Raw genomic sequence first — 15287 nt, 5'->3', positions numbered from 1 at the left:
TCGACAGACACGAGCTTCGGCGACTTGCGGGACTGGTGAAACGGGCTTCCATCTGCTCACCCGAGTACTCCGAAAAGCACCGCCAGCTGCTCGTCGACAGGGGTGGAATCGCCCCCAAGGAGAGGCCGAAGAAGGGCCGCAAGATCGCGCTTTCGGGGGCGGGGCGCACCGTGCACCGCCGTACGCTGAAGGCACTCGCCGAACGGCCACGGACGCCTGCTCAGATGGCTGCGAGCAAGGCGAACGGCGCCAAGCGCGGCAAACAGCTTCGCAAGCCGCGCCAGTCGTGCACGAATTGCGGCGCGGAAGTTCCGTTCCGGCCAGGCAGGGCGGCAGCCAAGACATGCAGCCCGCAGTGCTTGTCCGCAGTGAAGTCCCGCAACATGTCCGCCGCTCGCCGGAGCGGCCGCCTCTGAGCATGCGCGAGGGGCGCGCCCACCGTCCGCCAAGACCGGGCACGCCCCCAGGTGCTGATCAAGATACCGCCCGACCAGCACCCGGAGCCACGATGACCACCACCGCCACCACCCTCCGCACCCTCATCACCATGTGGCCTGATCTCCACAACGCGCTCGGCGACCGCCCCATCCACGGCGCCTTCGGCCTCGGCCTCCGCGGCTACCTCACCGCCATCGACCACCACGACCCCACCGAAGCCGCAGCACTCCGCGCCGACGAACGCGACCCCGCACAACTCGGCCAGCGACCCGTCCCCCTCAACCTGGCCCTGTACGACACCATGCGCGCCATCGAGGCCGCGCTCGCGCACTGCGCCGAGGTCACCGCGGCCGCCGTACAGATCGACCCCATCCCCCTCCCCGGCTCGGACTGGCCCGCCGCCGACCGGGCCCGCCGCACCGCAGCCTCCCGCGCCGACCTCGCCGACCGGCGCCGCTGGCGATTCCAGCGCCCCGGCACCCCGCCCGCCACGTACACAGCGCTGTGGCTCCTCGCCCGCATCGAACGCCGGCCCGGCCCGTTCCGCACGCTCGACGACGTGCAGGAGCGGTACATCCGCACCGTCGCCATGGAGGCGCTGCGCCGGGCGGAGGCCGCGCTCGACACCAGCGGCGACCGAATGAAGGAACTCGGGCCCGAGCACAGCTGCCAGTGCGGCGGCACGATTGAGGTGTACGGCGGCGGGGGGGCGACACCGTGCGCGCGCTGCACCGGCTGCGGAGCGCTGTGGACCGAGAGCGGCGTGATCGCGGCCTGAACATGGCTGCGCCCCACCCCCGGAGCGGCCAGGAGGTGGGGCGCAGCAGCCCGCAGTGGGTCAGGAAACGTCGGCCCGGACCGACTTCCCGATCAGCCCGTCGGTGTAGGTCACGGTCTTCGCCGTCCACGACCCCTTGCCGGTGATCACGCCGGTCACGTTCTCACCCGGCGCGAGCTCCACCGTGTCGATCTGGTTCTTGTCGACGCCCAGTTCGGCGGTGTGCTTGCTGCCGTTGGTGTCGGTGATCGCGAAGTACAGCGGGTTCACGTTGATCGGCTTCGACGAGTTGTTGGTGACGGTCACCGACACGCTCGTGTAACCGTCACCCTGCGCCAGGATCGTCTTCGTGAACTCGGTCGGCTTCGCCACGACCTCCACCGCGGCCTTCTTCTCCGGCTCGGCCGGCTTCGACTCCGGGGCCTTCGCAGGCGCCGACGACGGAGCAGCGGCCGCCGGCGGGGTCGGCTTGCTGTCCGCCTTGCTGTCGCCACTGTCGCCGATGAGCGCGCCGACGATCGCGAGGAGCACGAACAGGCCGACGATCCCGAGACACCCGAACCCGATGATCTTCCCGGCGGAGTTCTTCTTCGGCTGCGGCGGGGGCGGGTAGCCGTAACCGGGCTGCGGCTGGCCAGGCGGGAACTGCTGCGACATGGAAACCCCCAGGGGACGTGTGCAAGTCCGGTCACCGTATGCGCACAAGCGGACGCGCGGGTGCCGGTATCCGAACTGTGACAATCGAAGATTCAACAACCGGCTGACGCAGCTGAACTCGGCTGGCAAGCTCCGGCGCATGATCGCCAACAAGGTCGAGCAGATAGCCATGGCCCTGGCCGTGGAATACGAACAGTCGCAAGGCCGGCAGGTGACTGACGTCAGTAGCAACTGGGGCGACCTGGGGAGCGAGGTCCGCGACTGGCTCGCCCAACGACACCAAGACGTCAACCGCCTGACCTGCGATCTGGTCTCCCGACACCCCGACGGCTCACTGGCGCGCCTGATCGAGGTCAAAGGCAGGGGCGGACCCACGAGCGTCTCCCTCGTCGACCGGCAGCACAGCGCGATGCTCGGATGCGGCGAGGACTGGTGGCTGTACGTGGCGCTGGAATGCCGGACGCCACAGCCCAGACTGATCGTCGTCAACCGACCGGCCCGCCTTCCTTGGCATCGCCTGAACGGCGACACCCCAGGAACGCAGCACGGCAGCTCACGAGTGCAGGACGAAGGGCACTGGCACGTGGGGCAGGCCGACGTCCTGGCCCTCGGCAAGGTCGTCACGTAGTCCACACCCCCACGAGCAGGCCGCCGCGACCCAAGCCGCCACTGTCAGTGGGCGATGACACGATCCGCCCATGACCGAAGGGCCTACGTCCGTCTACCGCCTCTACGACGCAGCCGGCTACCTGCTCTACATCGGCGCGTCCAACGACCCCACCCGCCGCTGGCGCGAGCACCGCAAAGAGATGTTCTGGTGGCGGGAGGTCGACCGCCACGAACGCCAGTGGTTCCCGACCGAGCGGGAAGCCGACGCCGCGGAGCGCGCTGCGATCTTCATCGAGCAGCCGCGGTGCAACAAGAGCCTGCCCGGCCCGATCCTCCCCGCCGGAGTCCCGCCGCAGCCCCACGGCACACGCTTCGCCTACCAGTCCCGGGAGATCCGGCCCGCACTCCGCCGGGAGTGGTACCTATGGCGCCTCCGCCTGCAAGACGGCATCGAGACCGAACGCGAGCAGCTCCGCCAGGTCATCCTGCTCCAGCTACGGGCCCGCCTGGCCGACCTACAGCGCCGGGAGGCGCATCCCGATCCGGGCCTGCAGCTCTAGCCCCGCCCGCTGCACGTGCTCGTCGGCGCCATCGAGCCTGCCGAGGAGCTGCACCAGCGCATCCGCCTCGCCACGGGTAAGGAGCGGGAGCCGCTCGCCGGGCTGCTCCATCAGATCTTCGAGGTCCACGCCCGACCTAACGCCGCCCGGGCGGGTGGGTCACGGCGGGGACTCGGCCCACACGGTCGCCGGAGCGCCATCCCAGTCGATCAGCGGGGACTCGGCCACCTGCTGCTCGTCCAGGTCGAGGCCGGCGATCCGCAGGAACTCGACGACGTCGGCGAGGCTGTACGCGAGCCCGGCGATCTGGCCGTCGATGCGGACGCGCCGGCCGCCGGTACCGCGGGGCCGCTTGATCACGATGGGCCGTTCGCTCATACCCCCAGCCTGCGGGCCGCTGGTCAGTCCAGCACGCCGAGCGCCGTGTCCGGCCGGCAGTGCGTGCACGCCTCGACGCCCTCTGCGAGGGCCCGCCGGGCGCTGTCCCGGTCAGCGGCCGCGCAGCGGGAGCGGGTGTCCCAGCATGAGCCGACGTGCACGCGGACCGGGCTGCGGCCGACGCCGATGCCGTGCTCGATCAGCCAGTCCGGCGGCAGGGGAGGCTCCCGGCGGGCAGCGTCGGCGGCGGCCTGCCGTTCGGCGGCGGTGATCTGCTGCCGGACCCGGTCGAGGTTCAGGGCGAGCCACGTCTCCAGAGTGCGGAGGCGGGGCAGATCGGGCGGCAGGTCGGACATGTGTTCGAGTCTACGCGCCGCGCGAACCCCGGGCAGCAGCGAGCCCCCGATCCGCCAGGGCCGGGGGCTCTGCTGTGCGCGGCTACTCGGCGGCCGGCTTGGCCCGCGACTTCGTGCCCCACGCGCCAGCATGCCCGCGCTCGATGTTCTGCACGGTGCCCAGTGAGACGCCGAGCAGGGCGGCGATCTTCCGGTACGGCATCTTGTCCGCGCGCATCTGCAACACCGCCTCCCGCCGCAGATCCCGAAGGCGAGGCGCGCGCTCGTCGTGATCGGCGAGCACCTTACTGATCGCCACGGCGCGCGCGACCGGATCTTCGATCGCCTCCACTTCCGACAGCGCGTCGAACACCTTCTGCGCCTCCTCGCCTACGTCGTCGCTCACGCCCGCATCCCTTCTTCGGCGGGCCACTTGCCCCAATGTATGCCATGACATACATTGAGTCCAGAGCGGCCCTCCCAGAGCTGTCTCAACAGAACGGCCCCGGCCGGTGTGTCAGAGCCCGGCCGGGGCCGGCCACTCCACCTGCCTACCAGGAGGAACAGCCATGGCACACAGTAGCCAGCACCCCACACCGCCGAACACCCTGGGCGACACCAACCCCGCCTCCGGTCCGTCCGAGACGATGGTGCTCCGCTTCCACAGCCTGCAGTCCATTCGGGCTGTGATCGAACACGAGGCGCCGCTCTACTACAGCCTGCGCGACGGCGCCGGTAACCCGCTGATCGTCAGCAAGGACCGCGTCCGTGAGATCGTTCCGCTGGCCGACATCGACCCGTGCCCGAACTCTTTCTCTGGGGCGGACACCGACCCCGGCCACAGGTGGGACGGGGGTGCGTGTGCTCTGTGCGGCAAGGCCCGCATGGAACCCGTTCCCGTCGAGGACGCCGTCGCGGCCATCGCGAAGCGGTCCCCGGGCGGTGCCCGATGACCGCCCAGCAGCAGGCCGACGAACACCTCCGCCGAGCCCGCCAGGACATGCCCGTCGCCGCGCAGGTTCTCCACTACGTCGCCGACCGCCTCAGCGACTACCAGCCCGAACAGCCCGCGAACCGCTACGCACTCGGCATGGCGTTCACCGCCGCCGGCGCCGACATCCTCGGCGAGTACCCGCCCGCCGTGCAGGAGCACGCCCTCGACCGCGCCCTCGCCGCGCTCCCCGACGAGGACAGCCTCCCCAAGGGCATCACCGGCGGCGAACTCGCCCTCCACATCCGCCGCGCCGCCGGGAGCCTGACGTGATCGACAAGCCGAGCGCGCCTGCCCCGCCCGAGCCGGACCGCACCCCGCGCGAGAACACGATCCTCTCCGAGCCCGCCACCGTCGAAGCCTGCGCCCGCGACTACGAGACCGCCGCCCACATCCGCGCCTTACTCGCCAAACAGCGCTAACCCCGCCCGGCCACCTCGAAGGAGCGCCCGTGAACGCCACCCGCCGCCAGCAGGCCCAGGACCACGCCCGGCAGGCCGCCGCCCTCTACACCCAGCTCGCCGACGAAGCCCGCGCCGCCGGCGACTACGCCGCAGCCGTCGAGTACGACACGTACGCCGCTGGCGCCATCGCCGGCACCTGGCGCCAGGCCTGACCCCATCCCAGACCGGCCGGGCCGCGCCATCCCCCCGCGCGGCCCGGCCCACCACACGCCCCCGGAGCACACCGTGCGCACCCGCATCATCTGGTGGGCCAGCCTGGCCCTCATCGGCGCATCCGCCGCCGGCATCACCGCCTGGTCCCTCTACGTCGTCGCCCACGGCATCTACGGCGTGCCCCACGGCCTCGCCATCCTCACCGCCGCTGTCTACGACGGAACCGCCATCGCCGCGCTCTACCTTGCCGGGCAGGCCGTCCAGGAAAGCCGGTCCGCCCTCGGACCGCACCTCGCCACGCTCGGCATGGCCGGCGTCTCCGTTTACCTCAACCGCCTGCACGCCGTCCACATCGACGGCGGTCTCGGCGCAACCTTGCTGTTCGCCACCCCCACCGTCGCGCTGCTCCTCATCACCGGCCTCGCCTGGTCCGGGGTCCGCGCCCGCAACCGCGCCGCCGCAGGCGACACCCCCGTCACCCTGCCCCGGTACGGGATGTGGGGCTGGCTCCTCGCCACCGAAGACGCGTGGGCCGCCACCAAGAAGCGCGCCGTTACCCACGTGGCCAGCAGCGCATCACCGCCGCCGCAGCCGCATCACCCCGTGGACCGCAGCGCATCAGCCGTTCTGCGGCGCACCTTCGCTGACATGGACCCGGCCGACGCGATCCGCTTCGCCCACTCCGCGACCCCGACCGTCCCTCCCGCCGAACTCGCCGCGGAACTCACCTCCTACGGCGTCCACGTGTCCGCCGTCCAGGTCGCTCTCGTCCTCGGCGCCACACCCGAGCGCATCACCGTGCAGCGTGACGATGCGCCTGATGCGCCGCAGGTCAGCGCGCCGCCCGCCATCAACAAGAGCAGCGCGATCCTCGACGCCGCATCAGCGCTGGGCCCTGATGCGAAAGCTGCTGCGGTCGTGGAGCGCGTGAAGCGCACCACGGGCCTCACCGTCGGCGAGTCCTACGTCCGCACCGTCCTGTCCCGCAAGAAGAACGCGCCCGGCATCGGCCAGGGCGGGGAGGGCTACAACTGATGATCACGCCCACTCTCGGCGCCGTCCTCTTCGGCCTGATCTTCCTCGTCTGGGAGATCGCCGTCTGGTACCCCGGCCTCAAGACCCTCCAGAGCAACGCCCTCCCCCACCTCGGCGACCTCCTCCCCTTCCTCCTCTGCTGGGCCATCGGCGCCCTCACCGTCATGGTCGTCGGCGGCCTCGTCGGCTGGCTCGGCGACACCGCCCTGTGGGGCCTCAACACCTTCGGCGACGGGATCCTGATCTACGGCGTCGGCGCCCAGAGCGGAACCGCACCCGGCTCGGCCGCCGCACCGCTCACCCAGGGCGGCCTGTTCATGACCCTGCTCATCCTCGCCGGGTTCATCGCCCGCCGCCGGCGCGGCGCCGCCGGCTCGAAATGGCGCGGCTGGCTCTCCGGCATCGGCCTCGGCCTCACCGGCAGCATCGCCCGCTACGCCGCCGTCCCGCTCGCATCCGCCGCGAACCTGTCCGGAGCCTGGCTCACCGGGATGATCTCGTGACCGCCGAGGAGCAGCAGGAGGAGCCGGGCGGCAACCGAGTCGCTGGTGGCTGCGTCCTCGCCGTCGGCCTGGCCGCGGCCAGCACGGTGGCCTACGCCGTACCCGAGTCCGCGTACTTCGTGGCCGGCCTGCTCGCCACGCAGGCAGTCCGCCGCGGACGAGCGTTGACCGCCCGGTTCCAGAAGCGCGACGAGGAGCCAGGCGACGCCGAGGCCGTCGACATCGTCAGCGTCCTCCAACGCCTCGCCGACGGCGGCCAGCACGTGCGGCTCACCCAGCTCGCCGACGCCGCCGGGCTGCCCGACACCAAGGCTGCCCGCGCGCTCCTCGACGAGGCCGGCATCCGCATCCGGGACGGGGTGCGCGCGGCCGGGAAGAACGGGCCGGGCGTCCACCGCGACGATGTGCCGCCCCTTCCCGGCGCCGGGAGCGGTGCCCCTTCTGGGGGTTGTTTGTGCAGCTCAGGCGCCAACACCAACGCCAACAACGCGGCCCCGGCCGACCCCCGAGAGGGGTTGCGTGTAGAGCCCATCGGCCACAGCGGCAGCGTCGTCCGGGTCCCGGGCGAGCGCCGCGCGTACACCGTCTGAACTCCGGGGCGGCCGCCGCCTGGCAGCTACCGGCCGCCCCGGGACCCCGTCACCTCACGAGAGACAGGACCGCCATCATGGCACTCCGCAAGACCATGCCCATGAAGCCCGAAACCCGGCCGGATCCGCGGCACGAGACGACGTATTCGGCGTCCCGCGGCAGGCACTACCCGACCCCGCCGAAGCCCGTCCCGGGCGCCCGCAAGGAGGGATGATGGACGGCATGGACGACCTCGTGCAGTTCCTCCGCGCCCGCCTCGACGAGGACGAGCAGGCAGCCCGAGCAGCAACAGGCGGCCCCTGGGTCCTGGACGACGAGAGGCACGCCGAGCAGATCCTCACCGCCGACGAATCGGTAGTCGTCGTGGGCGGATCCCGCTGGAGCGGCGAAGCGCCGGTTTTCGAGACCACCGCTGACGGACTTCACATCGCCCGCCATGATCCGGCCCGTGTCCTCGCCGAGGTCGACGCCAAGCGGCGGATCCTCCTCCTGCACAACATCCCCGCCGTCGTTTCCCCCAAGATGGCCGCCCTCGGCCTGCGAGAGGGCGAAGCACCGGAAGACGACCGGCGGTGCGCCGGGTGCGGCCTCGACAACATGGACGACCCGATCACACCCGACGTCAACGCGTGCCCGATCCTCCGCGCGCTCGCTCTCCCTTACGCCGGACACGATGATTTCAAGGAGGAATGGCGTGGCTGAATGGCGGCCGATACCCGGGTACGAGCACACCTACGAAGTCAGCGACACCGGGCAGATCAACTCCAAGGCCAGACCGCGTACGCGGGGCGGCCTGCTCAAACTCAAGGTCAACGCACGGGGCTACTGGGCCGTCAGCCTCGTTGCTGGCGGCGTGCAGACAACCCACGAGGTGCACCGGCTTGTTGCTCTCGCCTTCCTGGGACCTCGGCCGCCCCAAGCTCAAGTTCGCCACCTCGACGGCGACAGGCTGAACTGCTCCGCAGAGAACTTGGCCTACGGAACACACAGCGACAACTTGCTCGACGCGGTGCGGCACGGCACCCACCCCACGGCAAGCCGAACGCACTGTCCGCAAGGCCACGAATACACCTCGGAGAACACCCGCGTCACGCCCTCACGCCCTAACGCGCGCTACTGCAAGGCGTGCTACCGATGATCCACCAGGACTACCGCGGCGAATGGCGGCCCACCAGCTGAATCAGGCCAGCACGAGGGGTGTTGTTCCGGCCAGTCCGGGAGTAGCGTGACGCCACCACCTGGGGGCACCCCGGCCTCCCACTCCAGCCGGGGTTACCTGGAAGAGCCCCGCCGCCACGTCCCCCGTGCGGTGGGGCTCTTCCGTTCCCCGATGGCAGACCCCATGGAGATGATGAGCACATGAGCGACGCACCGTTCCACTACAGCGGCCCCCTCACCATCGACGGCGTCACCTACCCAGATGCTCGACTCCGAGAAGACGGGCCCTCAGGACGCTTGCAGTCATGGGGCGGCTCCCTCTCGTTCCACGTCCAGAACAAGCCCGCTGGCTTCACACCCCCGGATATGACGAGGAACGACCCCACCGAACTCCGGCTCGCCGACGGGCGCACGGGCCAGGCGTTCGTGTTCCCGAGCTTCAACGGGACCGTCTGGACCTTGAAGATCACGGGGACCGGCCCGGCGCCTGCATAGACCTCGCCCGCGTTTTGCGCCTAGTTGCAAAACCGGTTGGCTGTGCCCCATCATGGGCCGCAGATCCGGCGTGCCCGGACGCAGAAACCCCTCGTCAGCCCCGCCACCGCGCGGGGCTGATGCATACCCAGACCCCGTCGTCCGGCCCGGACTCCCGCACCCCACTGCGGTCGAGCCCCGGACGGCGGGCCCCATACCACCGGAGGTGACCCGTGGGCGCCAACCAACACAGCAACCCCATCACCGACGCCGACCTCGCCGAAATCCGCCGCCTCCACGCGGAAGGCCACGGCCGCAACGAAATCGCCCGCCGCCTCGGCCGCAACGGCCGCGTCATCTCCAACCACTGCGCCGCCATGGGCCTCACCTTCGACCTCACCGGCATCGAAACCGCCACCGCGCACCGCACCGCCCAAGCCAAGCTGCGCCGCGCCGAGCTGGAAGAGAAGCGCGCGATCCTCGCCGACGCCCTCACCGACGATGCCCTTCGCCTCTCCGCACAGTTGTGGGAGCCGACCGTCGTCTACAACTTCGGCGGCAAGGACAACACCTACGAACAGCACGCCGTCGCCGAGCCTCCGCCAGCCGACAAGCGGGCGCTGATGGCCGCCGCCACGGCCGCCTCCGCGCAGGCCCTGCGCCTCGTACCGCCGGAGACCGAGACCGAGGGCATGGCCGCCGTCGACCAGTGGCTGAGGGGAATGATGGGCGGCACCCCGGCGCCGGAGTAGCCGACCGCGAGGGGGCCTGCCATGTACAAGGCCCTCGCCGGGAAGCAACTCCGCTCCACCCAGCTCGCCACCGCTCGCGGAAACCTGTGGGAGGGCGCGGTCCGCTCCTCGAAGACCATCAGCTCGATCATGGTGTGGCTGCGATACGTCCGCACCGGCCCCGCCGGACCGCTGCTGATGGTCGGCAAGACGGAGCGCACCCTGAAGCGGAACATCATCGACCCGATGATCGAGATGCTGGGGCCGAAGCGCTGCGTCTACAAGGCCGGCGCGGGCGAGCTGGTACTCCTCGGCCGGACCATCTACACCGCAGGCGCCAACGACGAACGCGCCGCCGAGAAGATCAAGGGCCTCACACTCGCAGGCGCCTACCTGGACGAGGTCACCACGTTCCCCGAGACGTTCTTCTCGATGCTCGGCACCCGTCTCAGCATCGACGGCGCCCAGTGGTTCGGGACGACGAACCCCGAGGGCCCCAACCACTGGCTGAAGAAGAAGTTCCTCGACCGGGCCCGCCTGCACGTTCGCCGCGACGGCACGATCGCCGAGTCGCAGGCCGCCGACGCGATCGACCTGCACCGGTTCTCGTTCAGCCTCGACGACAACCCGTACCTGCCGGCCGCGTACGTCGCCAACCTGAAGATCGAATATCAGGGGCTGTTCTACAAGCGGTACGTCCTCGGCGAATGGTGCCTTGCCGAAGGCGTCGTCTACGACATGTGGGACGACGCCCGCCACGTCGTCGACATCATCCCCGCGATCGACCGGTGGATGTGCGTGGGCATCGACTACGGCACCATCAACCCCCTGTCGGCACTCCTCGTGGGCGTCGGTACGGACCGCCGCCTCTACGTGGCTTCCGAGTACCGGCACGACTCGCGCACCGCGCGCCGGCAGCTCACCGACGCGGCGTACAGCGAGGCGTTCCGGGACTGGCTCGGCAGCTACGAGCACGGCGGCGGCCGCGGGGTGACGCCGCAGTGGGTGTTCGTCGACCCGTCCGCGGCGTCGTTCATGACGCAGCTGTGGGCAGACGGTGTTCCCGGCGTCGCGAAGGCCCAGAACGACGTGCGGGACGGCATCCGCTCCGTGGGCGTGGCGCTCGGCTCCAACGCGCTGTCCGTGCACCGCTCCTGCAAGGGCCTGCTCTCCGAGATCGGCTCGTATGCCTGGGACCCGAAGGCGGCCGAGAAGGGCGAGGACAAGCCGCTGAAGGTCGACGACCACAGCGTGGACGCCCTGCGGTACGCCCTGCACTCGACGTCCCACGAATGGCGGCCCCTGCTCCGCCCGAAGCTGGAGGTGGCAGCGTGAGCCGACCGACCGCCGAGCAGGCCCTCGACAATGCCGCGCGCCTCCTGGAGGCCGCCGAGCTGGAGATGACCAACCTGCCGCTCATGGAGCGCTACGACGAACTCGCCTGCAGCTGGCTGAACTACGCCGGGCCCGTCGTCGAGTTGGACCGCAGCTGATGGCCACAACCCGAGACCCGGAGGTGCCCGATGCCGCTCCCTGACAAGGGCGCCCCGTGGCCGCCGATCGACCCCGCCGTCCGCTCCGACATCGAGACCTGGTCCGCCTGGTACTCCGCCAACCCCGACCGGCTCACCTACCGCTACCAGAACCGGCACCGCGACACCGCCCGCTACGGCACCCCCGCCAACCGGCCGTCGCAGTACCGCGGCGGGCTCGTCGGCACCGTCGCGCGCTGGTTCTGGGGCGAACCCACCCCCCTCGGTGAGAAGCGCGCCAACCTGCACCTGCCGCTCGCCCGCGACCTCGCCCGCACCAGCTCCGACCTCCTCTTCTCCGAACCCCCCACGCTCCTCACCGATAACACCGGCACCCGGGAACGGCTGGAGCAGCTGATGGAGGACGGCCTCCGCCGCACCCTCCTCGCACAGGGCGAGATGTCCGCCGCGCTCGGCGGCGCCTACCTCCGCATCGTCTGGGACCTCACCATCAGCGACCGGCCGTGGATCAGCCTCGTCCGCGCCGACGGCGCCGCCCCCACCTTCGTCCACGGCCGGCTCCGCGCCGTCACCTACTGGACCGTCCTCGGCGTCGACGGCCAGAAAGTCATCCGCCACCTGGAACGCCACGAACCCGGGAAGATTCTCCACGGCGTGTACGAGGGCACCGAGGACAACCTCGGCAAGCCCCTCGACCTCAGCGCGTTCACGGAGACCGCCGGGTTCCTGCCGGAGCAGACCCTGCCGATCGGCAATCGGCTCGCCAGCACTTACATTCCGAACACTGTCGCCGCCCCCGACTGGCACGACCTGCCCGGCGCCGCCAGCCTCGGCACCAGCGACTACCAGGGCAGCGAGACGTTCCTGTCCGCGATCGACGAGGTGTACACGAGCTGGATGCGCGACGTCCGCCTCGCCCGGTCCCGGATCCTCGTCCCCGCCGGCTACCTCCAGTCCGGCGGGCCCGGACAGGGAGTGTCGTGGGAGGACCGCGAGGTCTACGCCCCGATGAACATCCCGCCCACCTCCGACCACCAGATCACCCTCAACCAGTTCGAGATCCGCCACCTCTCCCACCGCGAGACGATCGCCGACCTGTCCAGCAAGGTCATCCGCACCGCCGGCTACTCGGGTGGGACGTTCGGGGACACCGAGGACGGCACCGCGGCCACCGCGACGGAGATCAAGGCCCGCACGGCCCGCTCGATGTCCACGCGCGCGCGGAAGGCCGAGCTGGAGGCCGTCGGCATCGCGGACATCGTCGAGACCCTCCTCATCCTGGAGGCCTCCCCTATGTTCCCGAGCCTGCCGACTGTCGAGGTCGAGCGGCCGCGGGTCCACTTCCGGGACTCCGTCCAGGACGACACCAAAGTCCTCGCAGAGTCGGCCGAGTTGCTGCGTCGCGCGGAGGCCGCGTCGACGGAGACCCTGGTGGCGCTGGTCAACCCGGACATGGACGCCGACGACCAGAAGGCCGAGGTCCGGCGGATCCTCAAGGAGTCCGGCCGGGACGTCGCCGACCCGACCGCGGTCGGCGCCGAAGGACCCGGCACCCCCGGCTTCGGAACACCGGCCGCCGAGTAGCCCGGGGAGGCGGACCTGATGCCCGTCTCCCCGGCCCTCGCCGAAGACCTCGCCGCCGCCATCACCATGCTCTACTCGGATGCCGAACTCGCCCTGATCGAGATCCTCCGCGACGCCCTCGCCCAGGGCATCGACAGCCCCCGCTGGGCCGAGCTGAAACTCCGGTCCATCGGCGACCTACGGCAGGCCATCGAGACCGTCACCGACGCCCTGCAGCAGGACGCCAACGGGGCTGTCGCGGAGGCCCTCGCCACGGCGTACGGGCGCGGCAGGCAGGCGGCCGTGGCCGAGATGGGCGCGCTGGACATCGGCCGGGAGCTTCACGCCCGCCGGATCCTGCCCGGCGCGCCCGCCGTCGACCGGCTCGCCGCCTCCTACGCGGCCGACACCCGACCCCTGTACCAGCGAATCACCCGGGCCATCCTCGACGTGTTCCGCAAGGTCACCACCCGGGCGGCCGGCACGCAGCTCCTGACCGGCATGACCCGCCGGGACGCCTCACAGCGGGCCCTCGACGAGTTCGCACGCCGCGGCGTCACCGGGTTCGTCGACTCCCGCGGGCACGCCTGGGAGCTGGCCGCGTACGCGGAGATGGCCGTCCGCTCCGTCACCGCGCGCGCTGCGATCGACGGGCACATCGACGCCATGGCCGAGGTCGGCCAAGGCCTGGTCATCGTGTCCAACGCCCCGCTGGAGTGCGAGGTATGCAGGCCGTGGGAGGGCGAGGTGCTGGCCCTGTCGGGGCCGTCCGGGCCGCGTACCGTCCGCACCGAGCACACCGTCCAGCCGACCGGGCTGCGCGGCATGCTGCGGCCACCGACGACGGTGGCCGTGCATATCGCGGGCAGCCTGCCGGAGGCCCGCGCCGCCGGCCTGTTCCACCCGAACTGCCGGCACTCCCTGGCGCTGTACCTGCCCGGGGTGACGACTCGGCCGCCGGACCATCCGACGCCGGGGACGACGTACGAGGACACGCAGCGGCAGCGTGAGATCGAGCGGCATATCCGGCAGTGGAAGCGCCGTCAGGCCGCCGCGCTGGACGACAAGGCTCGGGAGAAGGCCGCGGCGAAGGTCCGCGCGTGGCAGAAGGCCGCGCGGGAGCACGTGGCCGCGCACGAGCACATCGTCCGCCAGCCCGCGCGCGAGCAGATCGGCCGCGCGCGGTGAGCTACGCCTCGCCCGCCTGCTCCCGCTCGAACTCCTCGAGCTGTTGCTGCGTGCAGCCGTTGGCGCAGTACGGCTTACCGATCTTCACCTGAGACGCTCCGCCCCAGGCGGCTCGCTCTTGGCGCTCGGAGACCTTGTTGATTCCGCAGCGGGGACACGGCTCGTTCGTCGGCAGCAGAGACCTGTTGATTCCCATCACGTGACCGTAGGGCACCCCGCCCCGGCGTGAACAGACTTCGGCCCGCCTGGTGCGGGCCGGGAACACCGATCCGCCTGGCGCGGGTCACTCCTGAAGCCGCCACCGCGCGGCATGCACCACCCCCGGGGACCGCCAGGCGCGGACCCCGAGCCATCCCCGACGACCCGCCAGGTGCGGGCGCCCCATGCCCTGGAGGGCACCCATGACCCGACGCTTCCTCCCCCGCCACCGGCTCATCGCCACCGGCTGGGCACACCCCTACGGCCACGGCCCTTTCTCCCCGTTCCTGTACGCGGACGGAGGGGACGGCGACGGATCCGCATCCGGCAGCGGCGACGCAGCCGGTAGCACCGGCGCCGACACCTCCGCAGACACGACCGGCGGCAGCGGCCAAGCCGCCGCAGGGCAGCAGACCGGCCAGGCGGCCGCAGGCGACGACCTCTCGGCCACCGTGAAGCGGCTGGAGAAGGACCTCGCCGACGCCCGGAAGGAAGCGGCGAAGGAACGCACCGCCGCGAAGCAGCAGGCCGCCGACACAGCCGTCGCCGACCTCACCGCGAAGCTCGGCAAGGCACTCGGCCTCGTCAAGGACGACGGCCCGCCGGACCCGAAGGCCCTCGCCGAGGCGATCAGCCAGAAGGACGCCAAGCTCACCGAGAGCGCAGGCATCATCCGGGCGAAGGACGTCGAGCTCGCCGTGTGGTCCCGCGCCGACAAGGCCGGCGCCCGCGCAGCCGCGCTCCTCGACTCCCGGTCGTTCCTGCGGGACATCGGCGACCTGGACCCCTCCGACAAGGGATTCACCGCCGCCCTCGACGCGGCAATCAAGACCGCGGTCAAGGACAACCCCGCCTTCAGCGCCGCGCAGGCCGCGGCCGCGTCCGGCGGCGACCTCTCCGGTGGCACCGGCGAGGCCTCGACCCGCCAGCGCCCCACCTCACTCTCCGCCGCCGTGCGCGGCAGCTTCGGCACGTAACCACAGGAGGACC

At 71.2% G+C, this 15287-nt stretch carries 25 protein-coding genes; 20 read left to right on the top strand and 5 right to left on the bottom strand.

Annotation, left to right across the window (positions count from 1 at the left end):
• Nucleotides 1-508 precede the first annotated feature (508 nt).
• Nucleotides 509-1216 (top strand): hypothetical protein, encoded by a 708-nt coding sequence (locus E6U81_RS19605; protein WP_136231393.1) that lies wholly within the window; start codon nt 509-511, stop codon nt 1214-1216.
• A gap of 60 nt (nt 1217-1276) precedes the next feature.
• Here E6U81_RS19605 and E6U81_RS19600 read toward each other — a convergent pair whose 3' ends face one another.
• Nucleotides 1277-1873 (bottom strand): DUF4352 domain-containing protein, encoded by a 597-nt coding sequence (locus E6U81_RS19600; protein WP_136231392.1) that lies wholly within the window; start codon nt 1871-1873, stop codon nt 1277-1279.
• Nucleotides 1874-2012: 139 nt separating this feature from the next.
• On the opposite strand from E6U81_RS19600, the gene E6U81_RS19595 reads away from it, so the two are divergent.
• On the top strand, nt 2013-2501 hold the full coding sequence (locus E6U81_RS19595; protein ID WP_168714679.1) for a DUF3883 domain-containing protein: 489 nt from the start codon (nt 2013-2015) through the stop codon (nt 2499-2501).
• 70 nt (nt 2502-2571) lie between these two features.
• Complete coding sequence (locus tag E6U81_RS19590; RefSeq protein ID WP_136231390.1) at nt 2572-3042, top strand: GIY-YIG nuclease family protein; 471 nt, start codon at nt 2572-2574, stop codon at nt 3040-3042.
• Nucleotides 3043-3201: 159 nt separating this feature from the next.
• On the opposite strand, the gene E6U81_RS19585 is transcribed toward E6U81_RS19590, so the two are convergent.
• The 3 genes from E6U81_RS19585 to E6U81_RS19575 form a co-directional block, all read right to left on the bottom strand.
• Nucleotides 3202-3420, bottom strand: a complete 219-nt coding sequence (locus tag E6U81_RS19585; protein WP_136231389.1) for a hypothetical protein — start codon at nt 3418-3420, stop codon at nt 3202-3204.
• A gap of 23 nt (nt 3421-3443) precedes the next feature.
• Entirely contained in the window at nt 3444-3776 is a 333-nt protein-coding gene (locus E6U81_RS19580; RefSeq protein ID WP_136231388.1) for a DUF6233 domain-containing protein, read from the bottom strand.
• An 82-nt stretch (nt 3777-3858) separates the two neighbouring features.
• Nucleotides 3859-4161, bottom strand: coding sequence for a helix-turn-helix domain-containing protein (locus E6U81_RS19575; protein WP_168714678.1), 303 nt, complete (start codon nt 4159-4161; stop codon nt 3859-3861).
• Between the two features lie 163 nt (nt 4162-4324).
• On the opposite strand from E6U81_RS19575, the gene E6U81_RS19570 reads away from it, so the two are divergent.
• The 16 genes from E6U81_RS19570 to E6U81_RS19515 all read left to right on the top strand — a co-directional run bounded on the left by E6U81_RS19570 (nt 4325) and on the right by E6U81_RS19515 (nt 14099).
• Nucleotides 4325-4708 carry a hypothetical protein gene (locus E6U81_RS19570; RefSeq protein ID WP_136231386.1) on the top strand — a complete coding sequence of 128 codons (384 nt, stop codon included), beginning with the start codon at nt 4325-4327 and terminating at the stop codon, nt 4706-4708.
• Nucleotides 4705-5019, top strand: coding sequence for a hypothetical protein (locus E6U81_RS19565; RefSeq protein WP_136231385.1), 315 nt, complete (start codon nt 4705-4707; stop codon nt 5017-5019). Before E6U81_RS19570 ends, E6U81_RS19565 begins: the two co-directional genes overlap by 4 nt.
• The gene (locus E6U81_RS39920) at nt 5016-5168 is read left to right on the top strand and encodes a hypothetical protein (protein ID WP_168714677.1); all 153 of its coding nucleotides are present in this window, start codon (nt 5016-5018) and stop codon (nt 5166-5168) included. Before E6U81_RS19565 ends, E6U81_RS39920 begins: the two co-directional genes overlap by 4 nt.
• 29 nt (nt 5169-5197) lie before the next feature.
• Nucleotides 5198-5362, top strand: coding sequence for a hypothetical protein (locus tag E6U81_RS39915; protein WP_168714676.1), 165 nt, complete (start codon nt 5198-5200; stop codon nt 5360-5362).
• Between the two features lie 73 nt (nt 5363-5435).
• On the top strand, nt 5436-6398 hold the full coding sequence (locus E6U81_RS19560) for an iron-containing alcohol dehydrogenase (protein WP_136231384.1): 963 nt from the start codon (nt 5436-5438) through the stop codon (nt 6396-6398).
• Nucleotides 6398-6901, top strand: a complete 504-nt coding sequence (locus tag E6U81_RS19555) for a hypothetical protein (protein WP_136231383.1) — start codon at nt 6398-6400, stop codon at nt 6899-6901. The genes E6U81_RS19560 and E6U81_RS19555 overlap by 1 nt, the downstream gene beginning before the upstream one ends.
• The gene (locus tag E6U81_RS19550; protein WP_136231382.1) at nt 6898-7491 is read left to right on the top strand and encodes a hypothetical protein; all 594 of its coding nucleotides are present in this window, start codon (nt 6898-6900) and stop codon (nt 7489-7491) included. Before E6U81_RS19555 ends, E6U81_RS19550 begins: the two co-directional genes overlap by 4 nt.
• A 77-nt stretch (nt 7492-7568) precedes the next feature.
• Nucleotides 7569-7706, top strand: coding sequence for a hypothetical protein (locus E6U81_RS39910; protein WP_168714675.1), 138 nt, complete (start codon nt 7569-7571; stop codon nt 7704-7706).
• Nucleotides 7707-7714: 8 nt separating this feature from the next.
• Nucleotides 7715-8194 (top strand): DUF6221 family protein, encoded by a 480-nt coding sequence (locus E6U81_RS19545; protein ID WP_136231381.1) that lies wholly within the window; start codon nt 7715-7717, stop codon nt 8192-8194.
• The gene (locus E6U81_RS19540) at nt 8187-8630 is read left to right on the top strand and encodes an NUMOD4 motif-containing HNH endonuclease (RefSeq protein WP_168714674.1); all 444 of its coding nucleotides are present in this window, start codon (nt 8187-8189) and stop codon (nt 8628-8630) included. The genes E6U81_RS19545 and E6U81_RS19540 overlap by 8 nt, the downstream gene beginning before the upstream one ends.
• A gap of 221 nt (nt 8631-8851) precedes the next feature.
• Entirely contained in the window at nt 8852-9145 is a 294-nt protein-coding gene (locus tag E6U81_RS19535) for a hypothetical protein (protein WP_136231379.1), read from the top strand.
• A 212-nt stretch (nt 9146-9357) separates the two neighbouring features.
• Nucleotides 9358-9876 carry a helix-turn-helix domain-containing protein gene (locus tag E6U81_RS39905; RefSeq protein WP_168714673.1) on the top strand — a complete coding sequence of 173 codons (519 nt, stop codon included), beginning with the start codon at nt 9358-9360 and terminating at the stop codon, nt 9874-9876.
• A 21-nt stretch (nt 9877-9897) separates the two neighbouring features.
• Nucleotides 9898-11190, top strand: coding sequence for a PBSX family phage terminase large subunit (locus E6U81_RS19525; RefSeq protein WP_136231378.1), 1293 nt, complete (start codon nt 9898-9900; stop codon nt 11188-11190).
• Entirely contained in the window at nt 11187-11348 is a 162-nt protein-coding gene (locus E6U81_RS39900) for a hypothetical protein (protein WP_240803909.1), read from the top strand. The genes E6U81_RS19525 and E6U81_RS39900 overlap by 4 nt, the downstream gene beginning before the upstream one ends.
• A 30-nt stretch (nt 11349-11378) precedes the next feature.
• Nucleotides 11379-12932 (top strand): hypothetical protein, encoded by a 1554-nt coding sequence (locus E6U81_RS19520; RefSeq protein ID WP_136231377.1) that lies wholly within the window; start codon nt 11379-11381, stop codon nt 12930-12932.
• A gap of 18 nt (nt 12933-12950) precedes the next feature.
• Nucleotides 12951-14099, top strand: coding sequence for a phage minor capsid protein (locus tag E6U81_RS19515; protein WP_136231376.1), 1149 nt, complete (start codon nt 12951-12953; stop codon nt 14097-14099).
• A gap of 1 nt (nt 14100) precedes the next feature.
• Here the strand turns inward: E6U81_RS19515 and E6U81_RS19510 are convergent, their stop codons facing one another.
• Complete coding sequence (locus tag E6U81_RS19510; RefSeq protein WP_136231375.1) at nt 14101-14295, bottom strand: hypothetical protein; 195 nt, start codon at nt 14293-14295, stop codon at nt 14101-14103.
• Nucleotides 14296-14500: 205 nt separating this feature from the next.
• Here E6U81_RS19510 and E6U81_RS19505 point away from each other — a divergent pair, with 205 nt between their 5' ends.
• Entirely contained in the window at nt 14501-15274 is a 774-nt protein-coding gene (locus E6U81_RS19505; protein ID WP_136231374.1) for a hypothetical protein, read from the top strand.
• The last annotated feature ends 13 nt before the right edge of the window (nt 15275-15287 follow it).

The sequence above is a fragment of the Streptomyces sp. A0592 genome (assembly GCF_004795115.1).
GTDB classification, from domain to species: Bacteria; Actinomycetota; Actinomycetes; order Streptomycetales; family Streptomycetaceae; genus Streptomyces; species Streptomyces erythrochromogenes.
Note: the sequence above shows the minus strand (reverse complement) of the source record. Positions and strands in the feature narration are given on the sequence as shown.

Coding starts and splice junctions, on each gene's coding strand:
- E6U81_RS19605 (WP_136231393.1), top strand. CDS start 509: ATGACCACCACCGCCACCACCCTCCGCACCCTCATCACCATGTGGCCT.
- E6U81_RS19600 (WP_136231392.1), bottom strand. CDS start 1,873: ATGTCGCAGCAGTTCCCGCCTGGCCAGCCGCAGCCCGGTTACGGCTAC.
- E6U81_RS19595 (WP_168714679.1), top strand. CDS start 2,013: ATGATCGCCAACAAGGTCGAGCAGATAGCCATGGCCCTGGCCGTGGAA.
- E6U81_RS19590 (WP_136231390.1), top strand. CDS start 2,572: ATGACCGAAGGGCCTACGTCCGTCTACCGCCTCTACGACGCAGCCGGC.
- E6U81_RS19585 (WP_136231389.1), bottom strand. CDS start 3,420: ATGAGCGAACGGCCCATCGTGATCAAGCGGCCCCGCGGTACCGGCGGC.
- E6U81_RS19580 (WP_136231388.1), bottom strand. CDS start 3,776: ATGTCCGACCTGCCGCCCGATCTGCCCCGCCTCCGCACTCTGGAGACG.
- E6U81_RS19570 (WP_136231386.1), top strand. CDS start 4,325: ATGGCACACAGTAGCCAGCACCCCACACCGCCGAACACCCTGGGCGAC.
- E6U81_RS19565 (WP_136231385.1), top strand. CDS start 4,705: ATGACCGCCCAGCAGCAGGCCGACGAACACCTCCGCCGAGCCCGCCAG.
- E6U81_RS19555 (WP_136231383.1), top strand. CDS start 6,398: ATGATCACGCCCACTCTCGGCGCCGTCCTCTTCGGCCTGATCTTCCTC.
- E6U81_RS39910 (WP_168714675.1), top strand. CDS start 7,569: ATGGCACTCCGCAAGACCATGCCCATGAAGCCCGAAACCCGGCCGGAT.
- E6U81_RS19545 (WP_136231381.1), top strand. CDS start 7,715: ATGGACGACCTCGTGCAGTTCCTCCGCGCCCGCCTCGACGAGGACGAG.
- E6U81_RS19535 (WP_136231379.1), top strand. CDS start 8,852: ATGAGCGACGCACCGTTCCACTACAGCGGCCCCCTCACCATCGACGGC.
- E6U81_RS19525 (WP_136231378.1), top strand. CDS start 9,898: ATGTACAAGGCCCTCGCCGGGAAGCAACTCCGCTCCACCCAGCTCGCC.
- E6U81_RS19520 (WP_136231377.1), top strand. CDS start 11,379: ATGCCGCTCCCTGACAAGGGCGCCCCGTGGCCGCCGATCGACCCCGCC.
- E6U81_RS19515 (WP_136231376.1), top strand. CDS start 12,951: ATGCCCGTCTCCCCGGCCCTCGCCGAAGACCTCGCCGCCGCCATCACC.
- E6U81_RS19510 (WP_136231375.1), bottom strand. CDS start 14,295: ATGGGAATCAACAGGTCTCTGCTGCCGACGAACGAGCCGTGTCCCCGC.
- E6U81_RS19505 (WP_136231374.1), top strand. CDS start 14,501: ATGACCCGACGCTTCCTCCCCCGCCACCGGCTCATCGCCACCGGCTGG.